Genomic DNA, 19,191 nt, shown 5'->3' with positions numbered 1-19,191 from the left:
CACTTATATAACTGGTCTGATAACTTGCGAATAGTATAGGATGTGTAAAAAAAAATAAACGGCACAATTTACAATTGCTCAACAAAATGACGAATTAATACCCCTACATCGTCAGTATTTTCCATGTGAATATGGTGACCGCCTACTAATTGTTCGTATTGCGCATTTAAAAACCACCCCTTGCGATTGGGGAAAACAGTCTCAAGGTTTTTAAAACTGTTAGATGCACCAATAAAAAGAATTGGGCATACAATAGCACGCATTAGCGATTCTGCCTGCTTTTCTGTGAGTCTTAGTGTAGATTTTGTACGAAGCTTCGGGTCGCTCGACCAGAAGCAATGTCCCCCCGCATCTTGGGTTAAATTTCTCGATAAAATAGAACGCGCGTGTTCGGCAGGAATATCGGATACCTTGCACCTGGCTTTAACTGCGTCGTCTAAATCAACGATTCGCAGTTTATTTCGCGACTTCGCGTGACGACTCACTATTGCGTCACGCATTTGTGCTGCGGTTGTTTCTTCAGTTTCGGTAAGCGGCCCACAAGCATCAATACTTATTACAGCAGTGACTTTTTCCGGAAAAAGTGCGGCGAAAAGGCTCGCTAGTATTCCGCCGAGAGAGTGTCCTAATAAAATGACTTCTTCCCACTCTTGAGATTCTATTAGCGCATAAAGGTCTTGCAGGTAATCAACTTGATTGTAATGTGCGCCTAGTGCACGGTGACCAGAACGACCATGACCAGCTAAATCTAGCGCAATAAAGCGGTGAGTTTGAAGGTATGGCGCTAACAGCCGTAAGCTCTCTGCGTTATCCAAGTAGCCGTGTAAACCAAGTACGACTTTGCCGGCACCTTGATTATCTAACGCAGCTAAATGTAATGCCCCAATGTTAAATTCTGTTTCAATCATCTTTCATCCTTTGCGGCAATAAATCGCCGCGCGCTTTCCATGACCGTCCTAAAAATAAAAAAAGGCGGCAATATTATGCCGCCTCCATGATGAGATTTTTACTTCGCTTTATCCTGCCTTACGGGCTGTATCGTTGCCTTTGTCTTGCTTCGTGTAGACTTAGATTTAGAAGGAAGCGTGGCCTTGCTCGGCGCATTTTCGTAACGAATTACGCGCGTTCGATTAAAATGCGGATACATCCAAGGGCCATTGAAGCCATAAAAAGGTGAATACCAACCTGTGTGGTAATTGAAGAAGTAAGTATTTACATCATAAACCTCTTGCTTCCTCCACATGTGGTAGTCATCGGCAATGATCGTCGGATAAATGTAGGGCTGCTCACCCACCATGCCCGCAGTTGGAGCGGTAACTGTACCTAGAAACGTTGCCGCACGCCCTTCTTCAAAAACAATTGGGTCGACGAAGCCATCAATTTGTACTTTGAATCGACCCGACGTCTCTCCATTTGTTGAAGGCTTGCCATAATGATTTAGCGGAAAATGAGCGAGTTCAATGAACGTTTTGTTGGGCTTATTTTCAACACCAACAATCATTCCTCCCCATCTGGCCTTTTGGCCTTGCGCGTTCGCCCCCGACGTGACCGCTTTCGAATAGCTAACTAGCTGCGTTCCTTCAGGCACTTCTATGCTATCTGGGACTATTGTGCAGCCCGCAAATAAAAAGACTGTAAGTAAAACTAAATACCGAGACATCGACGAGCTCCTATAAATCCTAGAAAATGCTGCGTTTGAATAAAAGTCAGTCTACAAGCACTGGGTTGTTTAAAAAATACAGTGAAATTTCGATTACAACCCGCCTCTACTTTCATGTATCTCTTTATGAGAAAAAGAAAAACCGAATACCAACAACCAAACATTAGCATTTATACGAATGGACAACCACTGCCGTTCAAACACTATGTCGCTTAAATGAGATAGATCATCCCAACCAACAATTTGTAGAGTATATACGGTAGGCTTTTGTTCAAAATACACAGCGGGTTTTAACAATTTGTTAAATTTATCTACGGTGTGAATTATGGTGCTTGGAATTGAACTACGCGTAGATGTCCACGCCGAACATAGATTGAATAGACTCGCGTTGCTGCTGCTTTTCAAAGCTTGTGTATGACGCTATGGCATTTTGAGAATACGTGTTGCCATCTTCACGAATAAATTGTTGGTACGCTTTGGCGTTATCCGTTCCCTGTTCGTCGGGCGCAACAACAATCGCCCTAGCAGACGATTCGCTTTGCCCTTTACTTTGCTGTTCAGGGTCTTTGTTAATTTTAGCGACACGGCCTTGCGAAGGTTCGGAAGACGGTACGGCGAAATTATTATTGATAATCATACAAAGTTAACTGAGGCAAGAATCATACCATTGGGAAGCGAGCTTTAACCTTAAGACTCGCCCCTCTTTTCCCCGTTGCTCGATTTATCTTATTGTTAATAATGGGCGCCCAATATTCGGCGGCGTGTCGTTACTCTCTGCCTGGTAATTTTTTCCACGTTACTTTATCGCGCAGATATACAGGTTCTACATTCACAGCGTCAGATACTTCGCCTTTACTATGTGCATCTATTGCAAGTTTAAGCATGTATTGCGCGTTTGGAAGCGTGATGTCAGACGCTACCTCACCACATACTTCAGACTTCCAGTTATCAAGCTCCTCGTAGGCAGACCAGCCGGTGCCAGCTGCAATTACAGCCGCGCCGTTTTCTTCTCTAAGTACTTTTAGCTGTTCAATAGCCAATTCGGGCGGACAAACTTGCTCTTCAGTGCAAAGTACAAGCCCATTTTGCGACTGAGAGTAAACCGCGAAGTACACTTCACCCATACGCGCATCAGACGCGACGGCAATCAATGCATCTTTATGCTGAGTTTTAGACGCTACTTCAAACGCCATAGCTTCGAGCGTACTCACGCCCGCTACTTTTAAGCCTGTCCCTAACGCTAAACCTTGAATCATTCCCGTCGCTATGCGAACACCGGTAAAGCTGCCTGGGCCTCGACCAAAAGCCAGTAAATCTAGGTCGCCCAGCGAAACCTTTGCTTCTTTTAACACCTCATCGACCATGGGAAGAAGTCGCTGACTATGCTGCTGAGGGCATATCTCGAAACGCGTTATGACGGTGTCTTTGAATTGAAGCGCAACCGAACAAGCTTCGGTTGCGGTATCTATAGCTAAAATGTTCATGTTTATCTCTTATTTCATATAAGCTGAAAAGGGGCTAATGGCGTAATACACGCTTACCGCTTTTTCAGTGCTTTAACTTAGGCTTCATCAATGCCGGCTAAAAATTTTTCCACTTCGTCCAAGCTTCTTGTTCTTTTCATATCTGGCAAGCTTCCGACGAAGGTTTTGGCGTAAGGCTTCGTCACTAATCGATTGTCACATATAACCAGCACGCCTTTATCTGAAGGATCTCGGATGAGTCTTCCCGCGCCCTGCTTTAACGTAATAACAGCTTGGGGAATTTGAATAACACCAAACGGGTTTGCTCCACGTTTTTTTACATCTTCCATACGGGCTTGAAGCAGCGGGTCATCAGGTGACGCAAAGGGCAGCTTATCAATCATCACGCAAACCAAGTCGTTGCCGCGCACGTCTACTCCTTCCCAAAACGCGCCTGTGCCCATTAATACCGCTTTTTCATCTGCAAGGTACGCATCCAGCAATGCTTGCTTGGTGGTAGTCCCTTGCACCAGTAGCGGATTATCTATCTCATCTTCTAGCTTCTGCGCAATTTCTCGAAGCATAGCGTGACTAGTAAACAACAAGAAACATCTCCCGCGACTTGCTTTGATTAGCCGTTTGGCTGTTTCTAGCAAAGTTTCGCGCATAGCGTAGCTGTTTGGTTCTGGTAAATAGCGGGGCACGCACAGCATGGCCTGTTCGGGATAATTAAACGGGCTATCTAATCCTAACGTTTCTGCGTCTTCTAAGCCCATGCGGCGCTGAAAGTGATCAAAACCGCCGTTTACCATTAAGGTTGCCGAGGTAAAAATCCACCCGCGCGGCGGCGATGATACGAATCGTCTGAATTTAGCAGCAATTGATAAGGGCGTTAAATGCATAATGAGATGGCGCTGAGTAGTTTCATACCACAAACTTACATTTTCTTGCTTATTGTCGCTTAACGCATCTAACTGCTCTCTTGCAGCCACAACACGTTCGTACATGTTGTCTAAATCTTTATCGCGGCCAATATGGAGTTTACACACTTCATGCAGTACACCTAGCGCTTCGGCCAGCTTGCCCACCTGCATGCGCACGTCGTCACGGTCTAACGCCTCAGCCCAGTTGCCGCGTTCAGCCGTATCCGGGAACAATAGCCGTAAATCAGAGGCAATCATCCTGCATTTGTCAGCCGCTTTATCTAGCTGCCCAGCATCTTTTAGCACTGTTCTGAACAACAGCGTGATATCTTTCGCAATATCGTGAATTTGTCTTGTCGAAAGTGACTCGCCAAAGTAATCGCTGGCAATATCGGGAATTTGATGAGCCTCATCAAAAATAATCGCATCAGCTTCTGGAATAAGTTCGCCAAACCCTGTGTCTTTCAATGCCATATCAGCAAAGAAAAGGTGGTGGTTTACCACAATAATATCAGCATCCAGCGCCTTTCTGCGCGCTTTTACCAAGTAGCAATCTTCATAATCTGGGCAATCGCGGCCCAAGCAGTTATCCACTGTAGAGGTAACCAGCGGTAAAACACGGGCATCTTCGGGAAGGGTTTTAAGCTCCCCCATATCACCTGTTTTCGTAGTACTAGACCAACGTTTCACTTCTGAAAGCTGACCCAATACCTCTTTTTCAACGAGCGTAGAGTTGCCGCTGTGCTGCGCTACACGGTGTAGACAAAGATAGTTTGAACGGCCTTTTAACAGCGCAGTTTTTCGCTTGCTGCCTAAGGCCTTTTTTACCAGCGGTAAGTCGCGGTGAAATAGCTGCTCTTGTAAGTTTTTAGTCCCTGTAGAAACAATGGCTTTTCCGTCGCTCAACAATGCCGGAGCGAGATAAGCGAAAGTCTTTCCCGTTCCCGTACCTGCCTCTACTATTAAACTACCTGTGGTATCAATAGCGCGCTTAACCGCCTTTGCCATTTCAGTTTGAGCTTCGCGAGGTACAAACCCCTTGATAGCACCTGCAAGGAGGCCATCTGAAGAGAATACGTTATTTATTATGGGCATGGTTTAAGCGCTGTCATTACTTTTCTACTTTAGGCCGCGCATTATGCCAAAAAGCCTATGGAATGCCCATTAAAGGTTTGCATTTTAGCGTCAGCATTTGCTACCTGACGCCTTTTAGAGTCAAAGCAATTGTTAAATTTTTGATGAAAAGAATTTGTCTTCTAGAACAAAAAAATTAGCTTTTTAATCTTAACACTTAGGCGCAATATCCAGCTCGTAAATGTTTATACTCAACTATTAAACGAGGTAATTATGAAAGGTTTACGCTTTATAGGTTTAGGCTTAGTAGGTTTAAGCGCAATGGCGTTCTCTGTAATTGCAGCTGCATCAGACGAAGCACCTGCAGAGCTGGTAGCGGAATTAACTCAGTTCTGTAAAGAAATCGCTGAAGAAGAAGGCACAAAAGGCAAGTCGGAAGACGTATTTGTATTAGAGTGCGTAAATGATGAGCTAGAAGCTGAAGGTTACCAGAAACTGAAATCTTTAAACTGATCTATTAAGGTGAGTTACTGATTCACTTTAACTGAATGAATGATAAAGCCACGCCAGAAATGGCGGGGCTTTTTTGTGCTCTGCATTTGAAGTGCCTTTTCGAGTTCCCTAGCATTGTATATAGCAATGCATGCAACGGTGGCTTTAGTTGAAAGCATCAGCGTTCAAAAAATGCATCAACCAAATCGGCGAGCGACTCCTCTAGCTCTTCTTCGAAAGCATCGATATCAATACCAAAGCTATCCATATATTTAGCCGCATTGTCACGGGAAAGAACGGCATTTTTTATCTGAAATTCAAGCTCGGGCAGTGTCTTGTCGTAGCGGGGCTTAATGGTCCATCGCAAACAATGACCATGGTTGTCTTTTAGCCTTTTTTTGGCAAATACACAAAACTCCTCAACGTAGTCAGCACCTTGCGGCCCAAGACATCCCGGTTCTATGCGGTACATTACCAGCAGCTTTTTATATAGCGGAAGTCGCGTTTCCATCACATCTTCAATTAGCTTAAAGAGTTGATTATCGGAAAGTTTGGAGGATTTTGCCAGCCAAGTAAGAGGAGAATGCGAGAAATTTCACACTCCCCCGTATCATTACTCTGCAAGCTCAGGATCTTTTATGAACAAGATGTCCATGATGATTGCAGGATCCCACTCGCGCATTTCTGCTTCGCATTTCAGTCGAATTTCGTCTAACTCACTTATCGTTGCAATCGAGAATGCGTCATCCACGATAATGTGGACTAACAGATAGACATCCCTACCCCGCTTACTAATTCGCACTTCCACATGTTCGTATGGGACGTCAGCCAACGTTTTTTTGAATTTTTTCTCGATTACCGCCGAGATAGCTTCAGGCGGCGCTTTGTTAATTACTTCATTAAGGCTTTCACGCAAAATCTTAAAAGGCACCGGCAACATTGCCGAACCAAGAATAATCAATAAAACAGGATCAACGTACGGCGACAGTGTTCTATATTCCGTCAACTCTAACGCGTAGGCCAAAATAAAAGCGAACAAGATAGATGCACTTAGCACGCCGTCTATCATCCAAGTGTGAGAATCCACTTTTACTAAGTCGGACAGTAAATGCTTACCTTTTGCTCGCATGTACAGAGAGATACTAAAACAGCCAACCGTTGCCACAACACCGTAGACCATACCAATACCATACTCAGCTGCGTGCCCACCTGCTAATAAACTCTGAACAGAGCTCGCGACGGCATACACACACGTGGCAATGATAATAAGCGACTTAAACATGTTTAGCGTAGGTTCAATTGCCGTGTAACCAAAATGAAACCGGTCATCGTCAGGACGTTGAACCAAATTGGCCACTTTAAGCGTTAGCATTGACATAACAAAAGCGATTAACGAGTACGCGGCATCAAATAAAATAGCGCCTGATCTCGTTAAAATGGCAAAACCAAGCGCAATAATGACAAATGCGCCGGCAATATAAAAAGAAAGCGTTAATAGACGCTTTTCTTCAAGGTGATGGAAGCCAATGTCCATGAAAATCACTTCGAAATTAAGGTGCGCGGATTCTACTCCGATATTTTAAAAAAAATAGTGCTTTAAATAAAATATTGCTATTTTTTTAAGCAATTCAGTGATACATAGCGCCTATATTATTTCGACTCAACGCACTGCGTTTTTAGCACCTGTTTTAAACTATGAAAATCGTTACCCATCCTTCTATAAAAAGTTACTTTGATGCTGATGAAAGCCGGCAGGAAGTCGAGCAGGCATTCTCTCGAGGGCTTGCTTATGCGGGCCATTCCCTAATGGTGCCAGGGAAGTTTAGCTATCAAGTACTGCCTCACTTTAACGACCGTTATGTGTTATTTAATCAGGGTGAGAACTATGAACTTATATCCAATGTTTGCTTACATCGACAAGCTCAACTTCTTGAAGGGCAAGGCCGGGCACGCAGCATAGTTTGTAAACTCCACTGCTGGGGCTATGACAATACAGGTCAGCTTAAAGGTGCGCCCCACTTTAAGGATGCCCCTAGTGGTCAGTTGAAAAAGGAATCACTGTCAGTGTGGAACGGTCTTCTATTTCGAGGGCGATCTCCTAATATGGACTTATCTGCCCTTGGGCTTGAGGACTATCTCGACTTTACCGATTTCTTTTACGCCGGTTCTGAAACCACGGAATATCAATTTAACTGGAAGACATTCATCGAAATCTATCTAGAGAACTATCACGTGTACTCCATGCACCCTGGGCTTCGCCAGTTTGTTAAACCCGATGATTTAGAATGGTCGTTTGGCGATGATTTTTCAGTTCAAAAAGTTGGGCTAGGCGACCAGCTTACCAAGCGCACAACACCGCGTTACAGAGAGTTCCAAGACGCATTATTGGCACGATTTGGGCAAACACTTCCTCGCTTTGGCGCAATATGGTGCTTTTTGTACCCTAATATTATGATTGAGTGGTACCCAGATATTATTGTCGTCAGCACGATTTATCCCAAGGGTGCAGGCGCATGTGTAAACCACGTTGAATTTTATTATCCCGAAGCACTTTATAAAGATATGCCAGACTACTTTGCAGCGGAAAAAGCGGCCTATATGGAAACAGCGGTAGAAGATGAAGAAGCCTGCCTATTGTTAGAGAAAGGTCGACGTGCACTTTATTTATCAGGCGAAGAAGAACACGGTCCCATAGAACCGTTTTTAGAAGCAGGCGTGGCGCATTTTTACGATTGGCTTGCTAAACAGTAGCAGTCTTGGTGCTTTAAATAGTGTTATTTCACAAAAAAGGAGTTTTGATGAACAATTACAAAGGGTCTTGTTTGTGCGGTTCGGTAACTTTTAAAATTGAGGGTGATTTTGACAGTTTTTATCTGTGCCACTGCAAACATTGTCAAAAGGATACAGGTTCGGCCTTCGCAGCCAACCTGTTTTCAAGTTCGGCTATATTAACTTGGGCATCGGGTGTTGACGCTGTAGTCAACTTCACGCTCGAGAACACGCGTCATAGCAAAAGTTTCTGTAAAATTTGTGGTTCAGCCCTTCCGTGTACTCAACTCGGTGACATTCTAGCCGTACCCGCTGGGTGTCTGGATACGAAACTACTAATTAAACCTACTGCACATATCTTCGGCGTAAGCAAAGCTGCGTGGGAAGTAAGCTTAGAAACCATCACAAAATTCGAACGTTTACCGTAACAAACATTGAGTACTCATTCGAAACCTAATGGCTTTATACTAAACAAAATTCGCTGCTTGAATAACGGCAGCTCGATTGTTGCTCGCATTCACAACATTCTCCGCTTAACGTGTTCCGTTTTTGTCAAAAATAGCGAGTAACTTTTTCAGAAAATTCTATAGTTCTCACAATTCCGCCTGTTGTCACCCAACCATTCAAAAAACATAAACCAATGATCTAAAAACATTTTATTGAAATGGCATATGCTGTGAATAACTCCATGTGAATACTCTCCTCCGTTTTTAAGCAGTATGGAGGCCGAAAAACCAAGGAGTTAGATATGAAAAAATTAACAATTGCTACACTAATCAGCGCCGCACTTTCTACTGCCGCGTTTGCTGGCAATGGTATCGAAAAAATAGACACCACATTTGCCGATTTGGATAACGATGACAACGGCTATATTTCACGAGAAGAAGCTGACGACGATGAGATTTATGCGCACTTTTCCAAAATTGATACCAATTCAGACATGCAGCTTTCAATTAAAGAGTTCAATGCTCATGTAACGAAGCACCCTCAACATTTCGATGACGACGTGCTTGCAACGGTACAATCGATGAAAGAGAGTATGGGTACAGAAGGTACAATGGAAACGGAAGTAAAAGTTGATACTGATGTCGATGAAGTGGTTGCCGCGACGAAAGACAAAAGGCTGACTCACGAACTAAGAGCTAAGACTGAGTTGAAGGCTAACGGAAACTTAGAAAAGACAAACGTTGACAAAGTCGCTGAAGATACTGTTGTTCACGATAATACGGTTATCGCAGATGAAGCGGTCATTGCGCGCAGTAAATTTGAGATGATGGACGCTAACAGCGACGGTAAGCTTACTAAAGCTGAAGCCTCGCGAAGTGGTGTAACACGTGATTTTGATAATATTGACGCAAATGACGATGAATTAATTACGCGTACGGAATTTAAGCGTTATCAGAGTAAGTCTGAAAGTAACTCAAGTGATAGTTCTGAAGAGTAATGACTAAGTTGTACTAGCTCAGATTAGATCTGAGCTAGATTCTTTAGCATCTAACTTTCGGGTGTTGACTTAATCACTTCCTCGATTTCACTGTTACCACTCAAGCGTGCGAGATCAATAAGATAACCTTTTTCTAGCTTATCCAAAGTGTGTCCTTCAAGTCGCGCTTTTACCTCTTCAACATCACCATTGGCAATAGAAGTTTTAAGCGCTGCATGATTATTTAACGATCGGTCTTCTGTTTTTTCAGCTGAATCATTCGCAGTCATAGTTCATCCTTAATTTTCACTTAGTAAAAAAAACATTAGTGCTTTTTACCTTTTGTAGTTAAAGATGACACTAAACGATCACACCGTCATGCCACCCATATCTCGAACTGCCAAGGCGTGAGTTTACACACTGAATCAGCTCCGAAGGTTTTCTTTTCGTCGCGCTCCCAGTGCGCATACTCACCTTCAAACAATGGTTCTTCAAACGTTACATCAAGCTGCTCATTTGAAAAATTAATCGCAACGAACACTTTTTCATTTTCATTACAACGTACAAAACTAAAAACCTTATCCATCTTAGAGTTTGGCACCTGTATCATTCTTGCCCCGTACTCTCCGTTCCCTAGCACGGTTTTGGACTTTTTAAGAGCAATTAGCTTACGGTACAAGTTGCCTATTTCATGTTCTTGCCAGTGTATAGGATCGTGCTCAAAGAACGCTAAACGCTTGGTTTCCCCAGCTTCTTGCCCGTTGTGAATGAGCGGCATACCTTCACCTACCACAGACAACGCAATGCAGGCTTCAAGCGCATCACCAAATTGTTCGCGCTGAGTGCCATCCCAGGCATTTTTATCGTGATTGCTAACAAAGGTCATTCTGTAAGCGGAGTGAGGCCAGCTGCGTTCGTTCCACGAATAATACTTGCGCAACCTATCCAGCGAACATTGTCCGTGTGCGAGTTCGTGTAGCGTCTCGTTCCAACTCCATGCGTATGTCATATTGAACGCATTTTCGTGAAGATCTCGATTCTCCCATTCAGCCAACATGAAGACTGGTCTGATTGCGCTTAGCGTTTGCACTGCTTGCTGCCAAAAATCGTTGGGGACATACCCCGCTACATCACAGCGAAACCCATCAATGTCGAACTTTTCAACCCAATAACACAACGCGTTAATCATGTATTTGCGAAGGCCAACGTGTTCATAATCAAACTCTATGATATCGCTCCAATCCCACCACGGAGATGGACGAAAATCTCCTTTGTAGTCTTTGGCGTACCACTCGGGGTGCTGTTCAACCAAAGGATTATCCCACGCACTGTGATTTGGCACCCAGTCTATGATGACTTTTAGCGAAAGCTTGTGCGCTTCATCCACCAGCGCTTTGAAATCCTCTTCGCTACCAAATTCAGGGTTAATGGCCAGATAGTCTTTTACTGCATAGGGGCTACCAAGCTCCCCTTTCCTGTTTTTTTCCCCAATAGGATGTACAGGCATTAGCCAAACAATATCAGCGCCAAGTGATTTAATGTGGGATAACCCCTTTCTCACTCCTTCAAAATTACCTTGCTCTGAAAACTGTCGAGTGTTGACCTGATAAATAACTGCGTGAGATGACCATTCTGGCTGAAGCACGTTATATCGTTTCTTTGGGACAGGATTGATATCCATATTATCTTTCCTTATCGAGATTAGCGTTTAGAAAAAGAATGTGGTTCTGCGTCGCGTTACTTTTAGGCTTTAAACTGAGGTGAGCTAAGCTGTTAACTGCCGCAAGCTCGTGGCTTAAAGAATAGGTAAACTTGTAACACCTAAAATTAGTACCCAAATACCGAAAAAAAGTTTTAGACGCTGAACCGAAAATGCTAAAACAACAAACTTTGCAATCGTTCCACCGACTATTGCACCTGCCCCAGCAAACAAAACAACCTGCCATACCACAGACTCGCTTATAAAAGCGTGATATGGCAATGCAGACCACACAGTAAAAGCCGACAAGATAACCGCGCTGGCAATAGACAAAGTTACATTAAACCCTCGAATTATGAGGTAAACAGCGACTAACTCTCCTACTCCTACCGAAAGCCACGCGGTGATAATGCCGCCTAAAAAACCAATGAAAGGTAAAAGCAAAAGATCTTTCGTATGTAAGTCTTTTTTGAAATGGGTACGCTTCATTAGCGGAATAGAAGCAAATATTGCGATTGCTAATAGAATAGAAAAACTACCAAAAGCGATGTGAAGGTTATTGGCCCCACCCCACAAATGCTCTAGAAGCCTTGTACTTTGAGAAGAATACTGAGCGAATCCTATGCCGCATATTGACGAGGGAACCGTTAACATCAGTACACTGGGTAATGCCTTCCAATACTGATCATACTTGTGTTGGTGTTTATAATACGCGGCCCAAGTTAGTGCCCCCGCGGTCATACCACAGCATTGGATGGCGAAACTCGTTGCCACAACGCTTTGCGCAGAAAATGACAGGTAGTTAAAAAACGGAACGAAAACCACGCCACCGCCAGCTCCAGTGGCATTCGCAAATATAGCACCAATAACGCCAAGAACGCTGAAAAGCCCGAACTCTTTAACAAGCTCAATAGGGGCTGGTTGCGCTAGCAAACTGCCGATCCATAAAAATAAAAGTACTATCAACGCTGTTTTACCAGCGTTTTGCTTGATGAGAGAAATCACATACGTCCTTAAGGCAGAAAATACGGCAAGTTACACGGCATGACTTTTTTAAGTACGCAGCCAACTAGCACCTGTACAATTTTCAAACTATTGTTATTCAACTACGTATAAGGTTTTACTTACACAGATATCATATACAGCATTTTAAAAAACATGGTTGAAGTATCTACATTTGAGCATCAGGTGCAACTGCATCTTTCGCCAAACCGCTCAGCAACATGGCAACAGACAAAGCACCTTATTGCAGCTTTTGCCCTTTTTATCAGCTCGATAGCTATTGCTTGGTCACTGGCCGGTGCGTGGGTCATATTACCTTTTGCAGGATTGGAGGTCGGGTTACTAACGCTGATTATGTATTTAGTTTCTAAAGCGACATACCGCTGGGAGACGCTCTTAATTTCATCAAACAGCATTCAAGTCACTAGCTCAACCGGTATAAGCATAGAATTCTTCCGCCCTGATACGTCCTTGTACTATAAAAAAGACTTGAGCTTAAAATGTGCGCCACAGCTTGTGCTACAAGCCCCTCTGCAGCAATTTGAAGTGGGATCATTTTTAAATTTAGAGGACAAAGAGCGTGTCCATAAATGTATGCAAAAGGCAGGGGTCGCAGTATGTTCGAATAAGTGGTGGTAATTCGTGTTGCTTTGAAATGCAACCAATGCGTAAGGCTCCTTATCGTGCATGACACAAAATTAATGATCATTGTGGCTATTTTCGACTAATTAGATATAAGACGCAGCGATAACGAGTTGCGACCTAATGAGGGTTACACTATGAACTTATACATCGAGTCACTAGAAGGCGGCAATTACCTCGCATCAACCGGTATGGGCGCCTCACGCACCTTGGTTCGCGACAACAAGTCACAACCTAAAACGTTTCACTGTTTGAACGAGATTAGGGAGCATTTTGACTCTCAAGCCTTTGAGAAAGTTTGGCTCCGTCAAAGCACACCGTATGAAGAAATGGTTGGTCAAACCGATCATCCCGGTGCGTTAGAGCTTGAAATTGAGTGGTAGCGACTTGCAGGTGTACTAGCAAGTAAGACCAATAGTTTTCAATGTTCAATGCACCACTTAGCACGTTTTTTGCGTACAACTAATGTGACGTAAATTAAAACGGTATTTTATTGAATTAGAAACAGTAAGAATGGTCTTCTTCTGTAGTTAATAAAATACCTACATGCTAAGGAGAATTGCATGAAAATAAGTAAGTTAGCTATAAAATCTGTGTTTGTGGCTGCCGTGTTAGCCTTGACGGCGTGCGCTTCGATGGGCGACGGAACTGTTGCTGAAAAGCGACAAGCTATTTTAGATATGCAAGATAACGCGCTTGCCCGTCTTTATTCTGAAAAGCCCGATACGCGCTCTCAGGTTAAAGACGCTGCCGGCTACGCCGTATTTACCAATGCTAACATCAACGTATTCTTTGTGGCGGCGGGCACAGGCTACGGTGTTGTAAACAATAATGTAACCGGCGCAAAAACCTATATGAATATGGCCGAAGGTGGCGTAGGCCTTGGCTTAGGCGCAAAAGATTACCGAATTGTTATGGTTTTCCACACACAAAAAGCGATGAATCACTTTATTGAAAATGGATGGACCGTAGGTGGTAACGCGGATGTAGCAGCGAAAGCTGGTAACAAAGGTGCATCTGCAGAAGGCGAAGGCTACTTGGGTAACGTCACAGTGTATACTATGACTGAAAGCGGCCTTACATTACAGGCCACTGTTAAAGGCACGAAATTTTGGGTAGATAAAGAACTAAACTAATTCTGCCCTAACTACTCCTAAACATATTAGCGATTAGCGCTCCAACACACGAAGGCCTCTTGAATGCAAGAGGCCTTTTTATTTTTTCTGCACAACTGCCCGCTACCGCTCTAAATCTTTAGGCTGTCTGAATCACAGTAATAAGCAGTGTCGTGTTCCCCATAGCATCTCTTACCACCGCCGTGTATACGAAAGTCTAAATTTAGGGGGAAACCCTCATAACTGAATTGAACACTCGTGACTACGCTTTACTTGTAAAAGGCTCGCTTAGCAGCACGCTAAGCCATAAACGAGGGTTTCATCATGCAACCACAAAACAACAAAGTGATAAGAGCAGTAGTAAGAACGATATTAACGAGCGCATTGTTCGCTTCGGCGACGGTAGGCTTTTCAACTAACGCGGCAATAATAGGCAGCAGTTATGGGAATGCAGTCCATGTCGATCTTTCCATTACAAGTAATATAGGAGGTATGGTCTCTGCAATCGCTAACTCAACTATCAACTTAGCTCATACCAGCGGTAGTGCTCCTGAAAATTATTCTCAGATTGACACTATCATTGGCGCAAGCGCAGATGCTTCGGGTACGTTGGGCAGCCCCATCGACGTTACAGAGTTTGATGGCGCGCTATCCACCGCCATTATTGAAGGCGAATCTCAATCGTCTTTAACGAGTTTTGTTCCGGCAAGCTTTTTTACGTCAGGCCGCGGAACCATAAACGACCTTAATCTTGACTTATTTTCAGACTTACTTGGAATAAGTGGCTTTTTAACGCTAAGTGCTGATGTACTTTCCACAGTCTCGCAAATTGACGGAAACGCCACGACCGGCTCAAACGTGAATCTATCTACAGCAGGTTCATCAGACATCGTGGATGTGGAAGTGAATCTTTGGGGAAATACCGTAACGGCTACTGCACTTGAAAATCAGTCTCTCTTTGCAGGTTTGAATATCGCTGACTTTGGCTTGGGAATATTTGTTAATGAAGTCGAAAAGTCGTGTTCCAACACCTCTTGCACAGAATCACGCAACGCGGTTAGAGTATCTTTCGATGATTTCTCACTAAATGCATTTTACGATGCGCTATTCCCTGCTGGCGGGCCGTTAACCGGGCCTGTGTTTAACTTGACCAACAACCCTATTGTCAACGGCGAGATCATTTTAGCTAGCTCGTTTGCTACAACCTCTTCTTCAACTGAGGTAAGTGCACCCTCTACGTTTGCAATTTTTATTTTCGCAGTAGGCTTATTGAGTGCAAGAAGATTTAATAAACACAAAATGCTACAGAAATAACGTTTGAAAATCTCAAGGCAGAAGGAGCAAGTCTACGGTTTCTCTCTTTCTTGCCTTGAGAATCATATCGCTCACATTTTACTGAGCACGGTTTTCCTCAATCTGCATCCACTGTGCTCTTGTACAATTCTCGAGAAGCTCAAATGCTTCAACAACCACATCTTCTCCTTGTATAAATGGATGTGCCTGATTATCTTTCCTATCCGTTAACGCCTTAAGCTTATCTCTTGTTCCGTCTCTTCCAGGGTGATTTGACAAAAATACATCAATATTTTGTTCTTTCACCAACGCTTTCATTGTATTGGCCGAGTTTGTATAAGACTTTATTCTTGCGACATCCGGACCATAATTGAGCCCTGTGCCGCCCCATAATACAGCGCGATGCCGCTCATCTCCATCGATCACAGGGAGAACGATAGTAAGCGTACCCGGTGTGTGTCCTGGCGTTACATAAAACGCTAACTCAGTGCCATTCACGTTGAGTACATCCCCATCTTCAATCAGTAAATCTTTTTCAGGTTTTGCTCCCCAGCGATAGCTTGCAAACGCGTCGTTTTCTAACACGTGCCACTCAATTTCACTCATCACAATACGTGGACTATAAACTGATTTAATCAGCCCAAAACCACCGTAATGATCGCCGTGTCCATGAGATATGATTAGATGGGAAATCGGCTTATCTCCCAACCCGAGTGCCGAAAGTCCGTTAAGGATATAATGTTGAGCTTGTTGGTTATTATTTAGCGCGTCTACTAAAACTATACTTTCGCCCGTATCAATTGCCCAACTTGCTACGTTGCCAGCGCCGACATAATAAAGGTTATCGAAGACCTGTTGAGGTGGAATGTGACGACGGACTTTAGCATTTCCTTTTACTTCGCTAACACCATTACTGCGCTTGGATCTCTCGCGCCGATTTTCGCTAATAACGAACATATTCCGCGGCTCTTGACTAATATCGCAAAGACTCGCCAATCCAGGAAAATGCTTAGCACTTTTCAATCCTTTATCCGCGTAATATTGCGCAGTGTATACATCGGCTGAGTAAGTATTATTGGACATCCAAACCGCCAGAAGCATTATTGCAAGCTGCCATACAGACTTTTTTATATTAACCATAACGCTTTCCATTCTAGGTATATAAAACCACGTTGTTTTACGATGTTGATTTTTTCACTGTTTGGGACAACTGTATTCAGTTTGCATTAAACCATAAACAATATTTTGCATAAGCACTTTTAATTGGGCATATTTTAAACACAACTGACGAAGGGATTTCTTATGATAATCGTGGTGTTTAATCAAAAAGGCGGCGTAGGCAAATCGACCATTAGCACCAATTTAGCTGCGCAAAGCGCTAAGCTGGGTCATAAGACCTTATTGGTAGACTTAGACGCTCAGGGAAATAGTACTCACTACGTGGGATTTAACGCCAGAGAACAAAGCCTTACCGTGGCCGATATGTTCAAACAAGTAGTTGGCATTTTCAGAACAGCCATGAAGCCTAACGCGTTCGTGCATGCAACGCCTTATGAAAACCTCTTCGTTATGCCTTCTTCTCCTGCGTTGGCAGAAGTCGAGCGAGAGCTCGAGTCACGATACAAAATTTTTAAACTTAAAGACGCGTTAAAGGAGTTAAAAGACGAATTCGACAACATTTTTATCGACACGCCTCCTAATTTTAATTTTTATTCTAAAGCGGCACTTATTGCTGCTGATGGCTTTTGCGTCCCCTTTGATTGCGACGACTTCTCGGCACAGGCGATTGAGCGTTTACTTGAAAATGCAATGGAACTAAAAGAAGACCACAACCCTGAACTGCGTTTGTTGGGTATTGTTGTTAATCAATTCAATAGCCAAGCAAAGCTTCCAAGAGAGTTAATTGAGACACTTAAGCAGCAAGATTTGCCAGTGTTAGAAAGTTATATAAGTGCCACGGTAAAAGTGAAAGAGTCTCACTCTAAGCGAATGCCGCTGCCTTTCTACTTACCTAAGCACAAAGTGACGAATCAAATTGCGGCTTTATTTGAAGAACTCAATGCGAGCAAAACCTAACGCTAACAAGTTTCGCTAAACATCAATATCAATATGCTTAAGCCCACCCTCGCTGTTACCTCGCTCTTTATCTTTCGAGTTTTCAGCTGATTTTTCGATAATCTCAGTTCGCTTCACGTCTTGAAACTGATCGCGCTCTTCTTCACTGAAATGCTCGGACTTTTTGGTCTTTTGCACTTTCTTCACGCGGTCGTCCGTCTCAATCGGCACTTTTGTGTTGCGAGGCAAAATGGGAAACAGTAGATCGTTGCTCATACGCCCTCCAGAAGTTTGCATTTGTCTCTATAACTTATCGGCAACGAGTTGCCTAAAATTACGGTTCAAAACTAATTCATAACGAATTGTTTTATTATATACACATTAAATTAGAGTTAATGTGCCAAAAGAGTTCACTTTAGCCTTGCAAATCCTAATTCAAAACGCTAATGTTTCAGCCGTTCGAAATTAGGAATTAAAATTTTCAAAATGATTAACTGCGCGACGAAACATCACCATCACCACAAAGCATAACCTTTCAGGTTCGTGCTGGAAGGTCTATGTATCCTTCCAGTGGCGCAGATAAAACAAATTCTCGACCCTCGGAAGGAAACTTCCGGGGGTTTTTCGTTTTAGGCGCAATCAAAAGTTAAAACACAACGTGTAAGGAACGTTTCAATGAGTAACAGCAAAAGACTTCGAATTGCCGTACAGAAATCAGGTCGATTGAGCGATGACAGCATTGCCCTACTGAAAGCTATAGGCATTAAACTCAATATTCGTGATCGCCTGCTGATTGCGCATTCTACGAACCAGCCTATTGATTTGCTTCGCGTGCGTGACGACGATATTCCAGGTCTTGTTATGGATGGTGTAGTAGACCTAGGTTTTATTGGCGAAAATGAGCTAGAAGAGAAAATGCTAGAGCGTAAAGCTGCGGGCAAGCCATTCGAATATGAAGTATTGCGTCGTCTAGACTACGGCGGCTGCCGCCTGTCTATTGCGGTACCTAATGAGATGGATTATCAAGGAATCCAGTCGCTAGAAGGCAAAAAAGTAGCAACAACTTACCCCTACCTACTTGAGCGCTACTTCAAAGAACAGGGCATAAATGCAAAGGCTGTAATGCTACAAGGTTCTGTGGAAGTGGCTCCACGAGCAGGTGTAGCTGACGCTATCTGTGACCTTGTATCTACCGGTGCAACCCTTGAAGCTAACGGTCTTGTTGAAAAAGACGTTATTTTCCGCAGTAAAGCGGTACTTATTAAGCGCGCTGATGGCGAGCTTAGCGACGAGAAAGAAACACTGGTTAACCGACTAATGCCACGTGTTGATGGCGTATTATTAGCAAAAGAAAGCAAGTACATCATGCTACACGCACCAAAAGCGTATTTAGAGCAAGTGAAAAGCCTACTTCCAGGTGCTGAAAATCCTACGGTTCTACCACTTGCTGGAAATGAAGAACAAGTTGCTATCCACGTTGTTTCTACAGAGACCTTGTTCTGGGAAACCATGGAGAAACTTAAAGCCCTTGGTTGTAGCTCTATTCTTGTAATGCCAATCGAAAAAATGATGGGCTAAAAG

22 protein-coding genes and 1 other annotated feature are annotated in these 19,191 nt (G+C 43.5%); of the genes, 10 read left to right on the top strand and 12 right to left on the bottom strand.

Annotation, left to right across the window (positions count from 1 at the left end):
• Positions 1-68: 68 nt before the first annotated feature.
• The 5 genes from AC0J2X_RS06035 to AC0J2X_RS06015 form a co-directional block, all read right to left on the bottom strand.
• Entirely contained in the window at positions 69-908 is an 840-nt protein-coding gene (locus tag AC0J2X_RS06035) for an alpha/beta fold hydrolase (protein ID WP_069944577.1), read from the bottom strand.
• A 98-nt stretch (positions 909-1,006) separates the two neighbouring features.
• Entirely contained in the window at positions 1,007-1,660 is a 654-nt protein-coding gene (locus AC0J2X_RS06030) for a Slp family lipoprotein (protein WP_069944578.1), read from the bottom strand.
• A 343-nt stretch (positions 1,661-2,003) separates the two neighbouring features.
• The gene (locus AC0J2X_RS06025) at positions 2,004-2,297 is read right to left on the bottom strand and encodes a hypothetical protein (protein ID WP_014950008.1); all 294 of its coding nucleotides are present in this window, start codon (positions 2,295-2,297) and stop codon (positions 2,004-2,006) included.
• A 130-nt stretch (positions 2,298-2,427) separates the two neighbouring features.
• The gene (gene tsaB, locus AC0J2X_RS06020) at positions 2,428-3,144 is read right to left on the bottom strand and encodes a tRNA (adenosine(37)-N6)-threonylcarbamoyltransferase complex dimerization subunit type 1 TsaB (protein WP_069944579.1); all 717 of its coding nucleotides are present in this window, start codon (positions 3,142-3,144) and stop codon (positions 2,428-2,430) included.
• A 77-nt stretch (positions 3,145-3,221) separates the two neighbouring features.
• Positions 3,222-5,141 (bottom strand): ATP-dependent DNA helicase, encoded by a 1,920-nt coding sequence (locus tag AC0J2X_RS06015; protein WP_069944580.1) that lies wholly within the window; start codon positions 5,139-5,141, stop codon positions 3,222-3,224.
• 252 nt (positions 5,142-5,393) lie between these two features.
• Between AC0J2X_RS06015 and AC0J2X_RS06010 the strand changes: the two genes are divergently transcribed.
• Entirely contained in the window at positions 5,394-5,633 is a 240-nt protein-coding gene (locus AC0J2X_RS06010) for a hypothetical protein (protein ID WP_014976932.1), read from the top strand.
• A 157-nt stretch (positions 5,634-5,790) separates the two neighbouring features.
• On the opposite strand, the gene AC0J2X_RS06005 is transcribed toward AC0J2X_RS06010, so the two are convergent.
• Together AC0J2X_RS06005 and AC0J2X_RS06000 are read right to left on the bottom strand one after the other, a co-directional pair.
• Positions 5,791-6,123, bottom strand: coding sequence for a hypothetical protein (locus AC0J2X_RS06005; protein WP_014950012.1), 333 nt, complete (start codon positions 6,121-6,123; stop codon positions 5,791-5,793).
• A gap of 102 nt (positions 6,124-6,225) precedes the next feature.
• A complete protein-coding gene (locus AC0J2X_RS06000; RefSeq protein WP_472995868.1) occupies positions 6,226-7,146 on the bottom strand; it encodes a cation diffusion facilitator family transporter in 921 nt (306 codons plus the stop codon).
• 161 nt (positions 7,147-7,307) lie between these two features.
• Here AC0J2X_RS06000 and AC0J2X_RS05995 point away from each other — a divergent pair, with 161 nt between their 5' ends.
• From AC0J2X_RS05995 to AC0J2X_RS05985, 3 genes are all read left to right on the top strand, one after another.
• Positions 7,308-8,363: an aromatic ring-hydroxylating oxygenase subunit alpha gene (locus tag AC0J2X_RS05995; protein ID WP_069944582.1), complete on the top strand. Its 1,056-nt coding sequence runs from the start codon at positions 7,308-7,310 to the stop codon at positions 8,361-8,363.
• Positions 8,364-8,410: 47 nt separating this feature from the next.
• Positions 8,411-8,809 carry a GFA family protein gene (locus AC0J2X_RS05990; protein ID WP_069944583.1) on the top strand — a complete coding sequence of 133 codons (399 nt, stop codon included), beginning with the start codon at positions 8,411-8,413 and terminating at the stop codon, positions 8,807-8,809.
• 320 nt (positions 8,810-9,129) lie between these two features.
• Entirely contained in the window at positions 9,130-9,825 is a 696-nt protein-coding gene (locus AC0J2X_RS05985; RefSeq protein WP_069944584.1) for a calcium-binding protein, read from the top strand.
• Between the two features lie 50 nt (positions 9,826-9,875).
• Here AC0J2X_RS05985 and AC0J2X_RS05980 read toward each other — a convergent pair whose 3' ends face one another.
• The 3 genes from AC0J2X_RS05980 to AC0J2X_RS05970 all read right to left on the bottom strand — a co-directional run bounded on the left by AC0J2X_RS05980 (position 9,876) and on the right by AC0J2X_RS05970 (position 12,508).
• Positions 9,876-10,094, bottom strand: a complete 219-nt coding sequence (locus AC0J2X_RS05980; protein ID WP_014976939.1) for a hypothetical protein — start codon at positions 10,092-10,094, stop codon at positions 9,876-9,878.
• An 86-nt stretch (positions 10,095-10,180) separates the two neighbouring features.
• Positions 10,181-11,485 carry an alpha-amylase family glycosyl hydrolase gene (locus AC0J2X_RS05975; protein WP_069944598.1) on the bottom strand — a complete coding sequence of 435 codons (1,305 nt, stop codon included), beginning with the start codon at positions 11,483-11,485 and terminating at the stop codon, positions 10,181-10,183.
• A 114-nt stretch (positions 11,486-11,599) separates the two neighbouring features.
• Positions 11,600-12,508: a sulfite exporter TauE/SafE family protein gene (locus tag AC0J2X_RS05970; RefSeq protein ID WP_014976941.1), complete on the bottom strand. Its 909-nt coding sequence runs from the start codon at positions 12,506-12,508 to the stop codon at positions 11,600-11,602.
• A 153-nt stretch (positions 12,509-12,661) separates the two neighbouring features.
• On the opposite strand from AC0J2X_RS05970, the gene AC0J2X_RS05965 reads away from it, so the two are divergent.
• The 4 genes from AC0J2X_RS05965 to AC0J2X_RS05950 all read left to right on the top strand — a co-directional run bounded on the left by AC0J2X_RS05965 (position 12,662) and on the right by AC0J2X_RS05950 (position 15,576).
• Positions 12,662-13,144: a DUF2244 domain-containing protein gene (locus tag AC0J2X_RS05965; protein WP_014976942.1), complete on the top strand. Its 483-nt coding sequence runs from the start codon at positions 12,662-12,664 to the stop codon at positions 13,142-13,144.
• A gap of 116 nt (positions 13,145-13,260) precedes the next feature.
• On the top strand, positions 13,261-13,530 hold the full coding sequence (locus tag AC0J2X_RS05960) for a DUF6482 family protein (protein ID WP_257721543.1): 270 nt from the start codon (positions 13,261-13,263) through the stop codon (positions 13,528-13,530).
• A gap of 180 nt (positions 13,531-13,710) precedes the next feature.
• A complete protein-coding gene (locus tag AC0J2X_RS05955) occupies positions 13,711-14,283 on the top strand; it encodes a lipid-binding SYLF domain-containing protein (RefSeq protein ID WP_014950022.1) in 573 nt (190 codons plus the stop codon).
• A gap of 303 nt (positions 14,284-14,586) precedes the next feature.
• Positions 14,587-15,576, top strand: a complete 990-nt coding sequence (locus AC0J2X_RS05950) for a hypothetical protein (protein WP_232375939.1) — start codon at positions 14,587-14,589, stop codon at positions 15,574-15,576.
• Between the two features lie 78 nt (positions 15,577-15,654).
• On the opposite strand, the gene AC0J2X_RS05945 is transcribed toward AC0J2X_RS05950, so the two are convergent.
• Complete coding sequence (locus tag AC0J2X_RS05945; protein WP_278711876.1) at positions 15,655-16,638, bottom strand: MBL fold metallo-hydrolase; 984 nt, start codon at positions 16,636-16,638, stop codon at positions 15,655-15,657.
• A gap of 219 nt (positions 16,639-16,857) precedes the next feature.
• Between AC0J2X_RS05945 and AC0J2X_RS05940 the strand changes: the two genes are divergently transcribed.
• A complete protein-coding gene (locus AC0J2X_RS05940; RefSeq protein WP_472995867.1) occupies positions 16,858-17,631 on the top strand; it encodes a ParA family protein in 774 nt (257 codons plus the stop codon).
• A 15-nt stretch (positions 17,632-17,646) separates the two neighbouring features.
• Here the strand turns inward: AC0J2X_RS05940 and AC0J2X_RS05935 are convergent, their stop codons facing one another.
• A complete protein-coding gene (locus tag AC0J2X_RS05935) occupies positions 17,647-17,886 on the bottom strand; it encodes a hypothetical protein (RefSeq protein WP_014950026.1) in 240 nt (79 codons plus the stop codon).
• A 230-nt stretch (positions 17,887-18,116) separates the two neighbouring features.
• Positions 18,117-18,235: a sequence feature (His leader region), on the top strand.
• A 50-nt stretch (positions 18,236-18,285) separates the two neighbouring features.
• Between AC0J2X_RS05935 and hisG the strand changes: the two genes are divergently transcribed.
• Positions 18,286-19,188 (top strand): ATP phosphoribosyltransferase, encoded by a 903-nt coding sequence (gene hisG / locus AC0J2X_RS05930; protein ID WP_014950027.1) that lies wholly within the window; start codon positions 18,286-18,288, stop codon positions 19,186-19,188.
• Positions 19,189-19,191 lie beyond the last annotated feature (3 nt).

It is taken from the genome of Alteromonas sp. R7, assembly GCF_055755235.1.
This window is presented reverse-complemented; position numbering and strand designations above follow the sequence as displayed.

What these genes read in the sequence shown, in the direction of transcription:
- AC0J2X_RS06035 (WP_069944577.1), bottom strand. Translation starts at nt 908, where the DNA reads ATGATTGAAACAGAATTTAACATTGGGGCATTACATTTAGCTGCGTTA.
- AC0J2X_RS06030 (WP_069944578.1), bottom strand. Translation starts at nt 1,660, where the DNA reads ATGTCTCGGTATTTAGTTTTACTTACAGTCTTTTTATTTGCGGGCTGC.
- AC0J2X_RS06025 (WP_014950008.1), bottom strand. Translation starts at nt 2,297, where the DNA reads ATGATTATCAATAATAATTTCGCCGTACCGTCTTCCGAACCTTCGCAA.
- tsaB (WP_069944579.1), bottom strand. Translation starts at nt 3,144, where the DNA reads ATGAACATTTTAGCTATAGATACCGCAACCGAAGCTTGTTCGGTTGCG.
- AC0J2X_RS06015 (WP_069944580.1), bottom strand. Translation starts at nt 5,141, where the DNA reads ATGCCCATAATAAATAACGTATTCTCTTCAGATGGCCTCCTTGCAGGT.
- AC0J2X_RS06010 (WP_014976932.1), top strand. Translation starts at nt 5,394, where the DNA reads ATGAAAGGTTTACGCTTTATAGGTTTAGGCTTAGTAGGTTTAAGCGCA.
- AC0J2X_RS06005 (WP_014950012.1), bottom strand. Translation starts at nt 6,123, where the DNA reads ATGGAAACGCGACTTCCGCTATATAAAAAGCTGCTGGTAATGTACCGC.
- AC0J2X_RS06000 (WP_472995868.1), bottom strand. Translation starts at nt 7,146, where the DNA reads ATGGACATTGGCTTCCATCACCTTGAAGAAAAGCGTCTATTAACGCTT.
- AC0J2X_RS05995 (WP_069944582.1), top strand. Translation starts at nt 7,308, where the DNA reads ATGAAAATCGTTACCCATCCTTCTATAAAAAGTTACTTTGATGCTGAT.
- AC0J2X_RS05990 (WP_069944583.1), top strand. Translation starts at nt 8,411, where the DNA reads ATGAACAATTACAAAGGGTCTTGTTTGTGCGGTTCGGTAACTTTTAAA.
- AC0J2X_RS05985 (WP_069944584.1), top strand. Translation starts at nt 9,130, where the DNA reads ATGAAAAAATTAACAATTGCTACACTAATCAGCGCCGCACTTTCTACT.
- AC0J2X_RS05980 (WP_014976939.1), bottom strand. Translation starts at nt 10,094, where the DNA reads ATGACTGCGAATGATTCAGCTGAAAAAACAGAAGACCGATCGTTAAAT.
- AC0J2X_RS05975 (WP_069944598.1), bottom strand. Translation starts at nt 11,485, where the DNA reads ATGGATATCAATCCTGTCCCAAAGAAACGATATAACGTGCTTCAGCCA.
- AC0J2X_RS05965 (WP_014976942.1), top strand. Translation starts at nt 12,662, where the DNA reads ATGGTTGAAGTATCTACATTTGAGCATCAGGTGCAACTGCATCTTTCG.
- AC0J2X_RS05955 (WP_014950022.1), top strand. Translation starts at nt 13,711, where the DNA reads ATGAAAATAAGTAAGTTAGCTATAAAATCTGTGTTTGTGGCTGCCGTG.
- AC0J2X_RS05950 (WP_232375939.1), top strand. Translation starts at nt 14,587, where the DNA reads ATGCAACCACAAAACAACAAAGTGATAAGAGCAGTAGTAAGAACGATA.
- AC0J2X_RS05945 (WP_278711876.1), bottom strand. Translation starts at nt 16,638, where the DNA reads ATGTCCAATAATACTTACTCAGCCGATGTATACACTGCGCAATATTAC.
- AC0J2X_RS05940 (WP_472995867.1), top strand. Translation starts at nt 16,858, where the DNA reads ATGATAATCGTGGTGTTTAATCAAAAAGGCGGCGTAGGCAAATCGACC.
- AC0J2X_RS05935 (WP_014950026.1), bottom strand. Translation starts at nt 17,886, where the DNA reads ATGAGCAACGATCTACTGTTTCCCATTTTGCCTCGCAACACAAAAGTG.
- hisG (WP_014950027.1), top strand. Translation starts at nt 18,286, where the DNA reads ATGAGTAACAGCAAAAGACTTCGAATTGCCGTACAGAAATCAGGTCGA.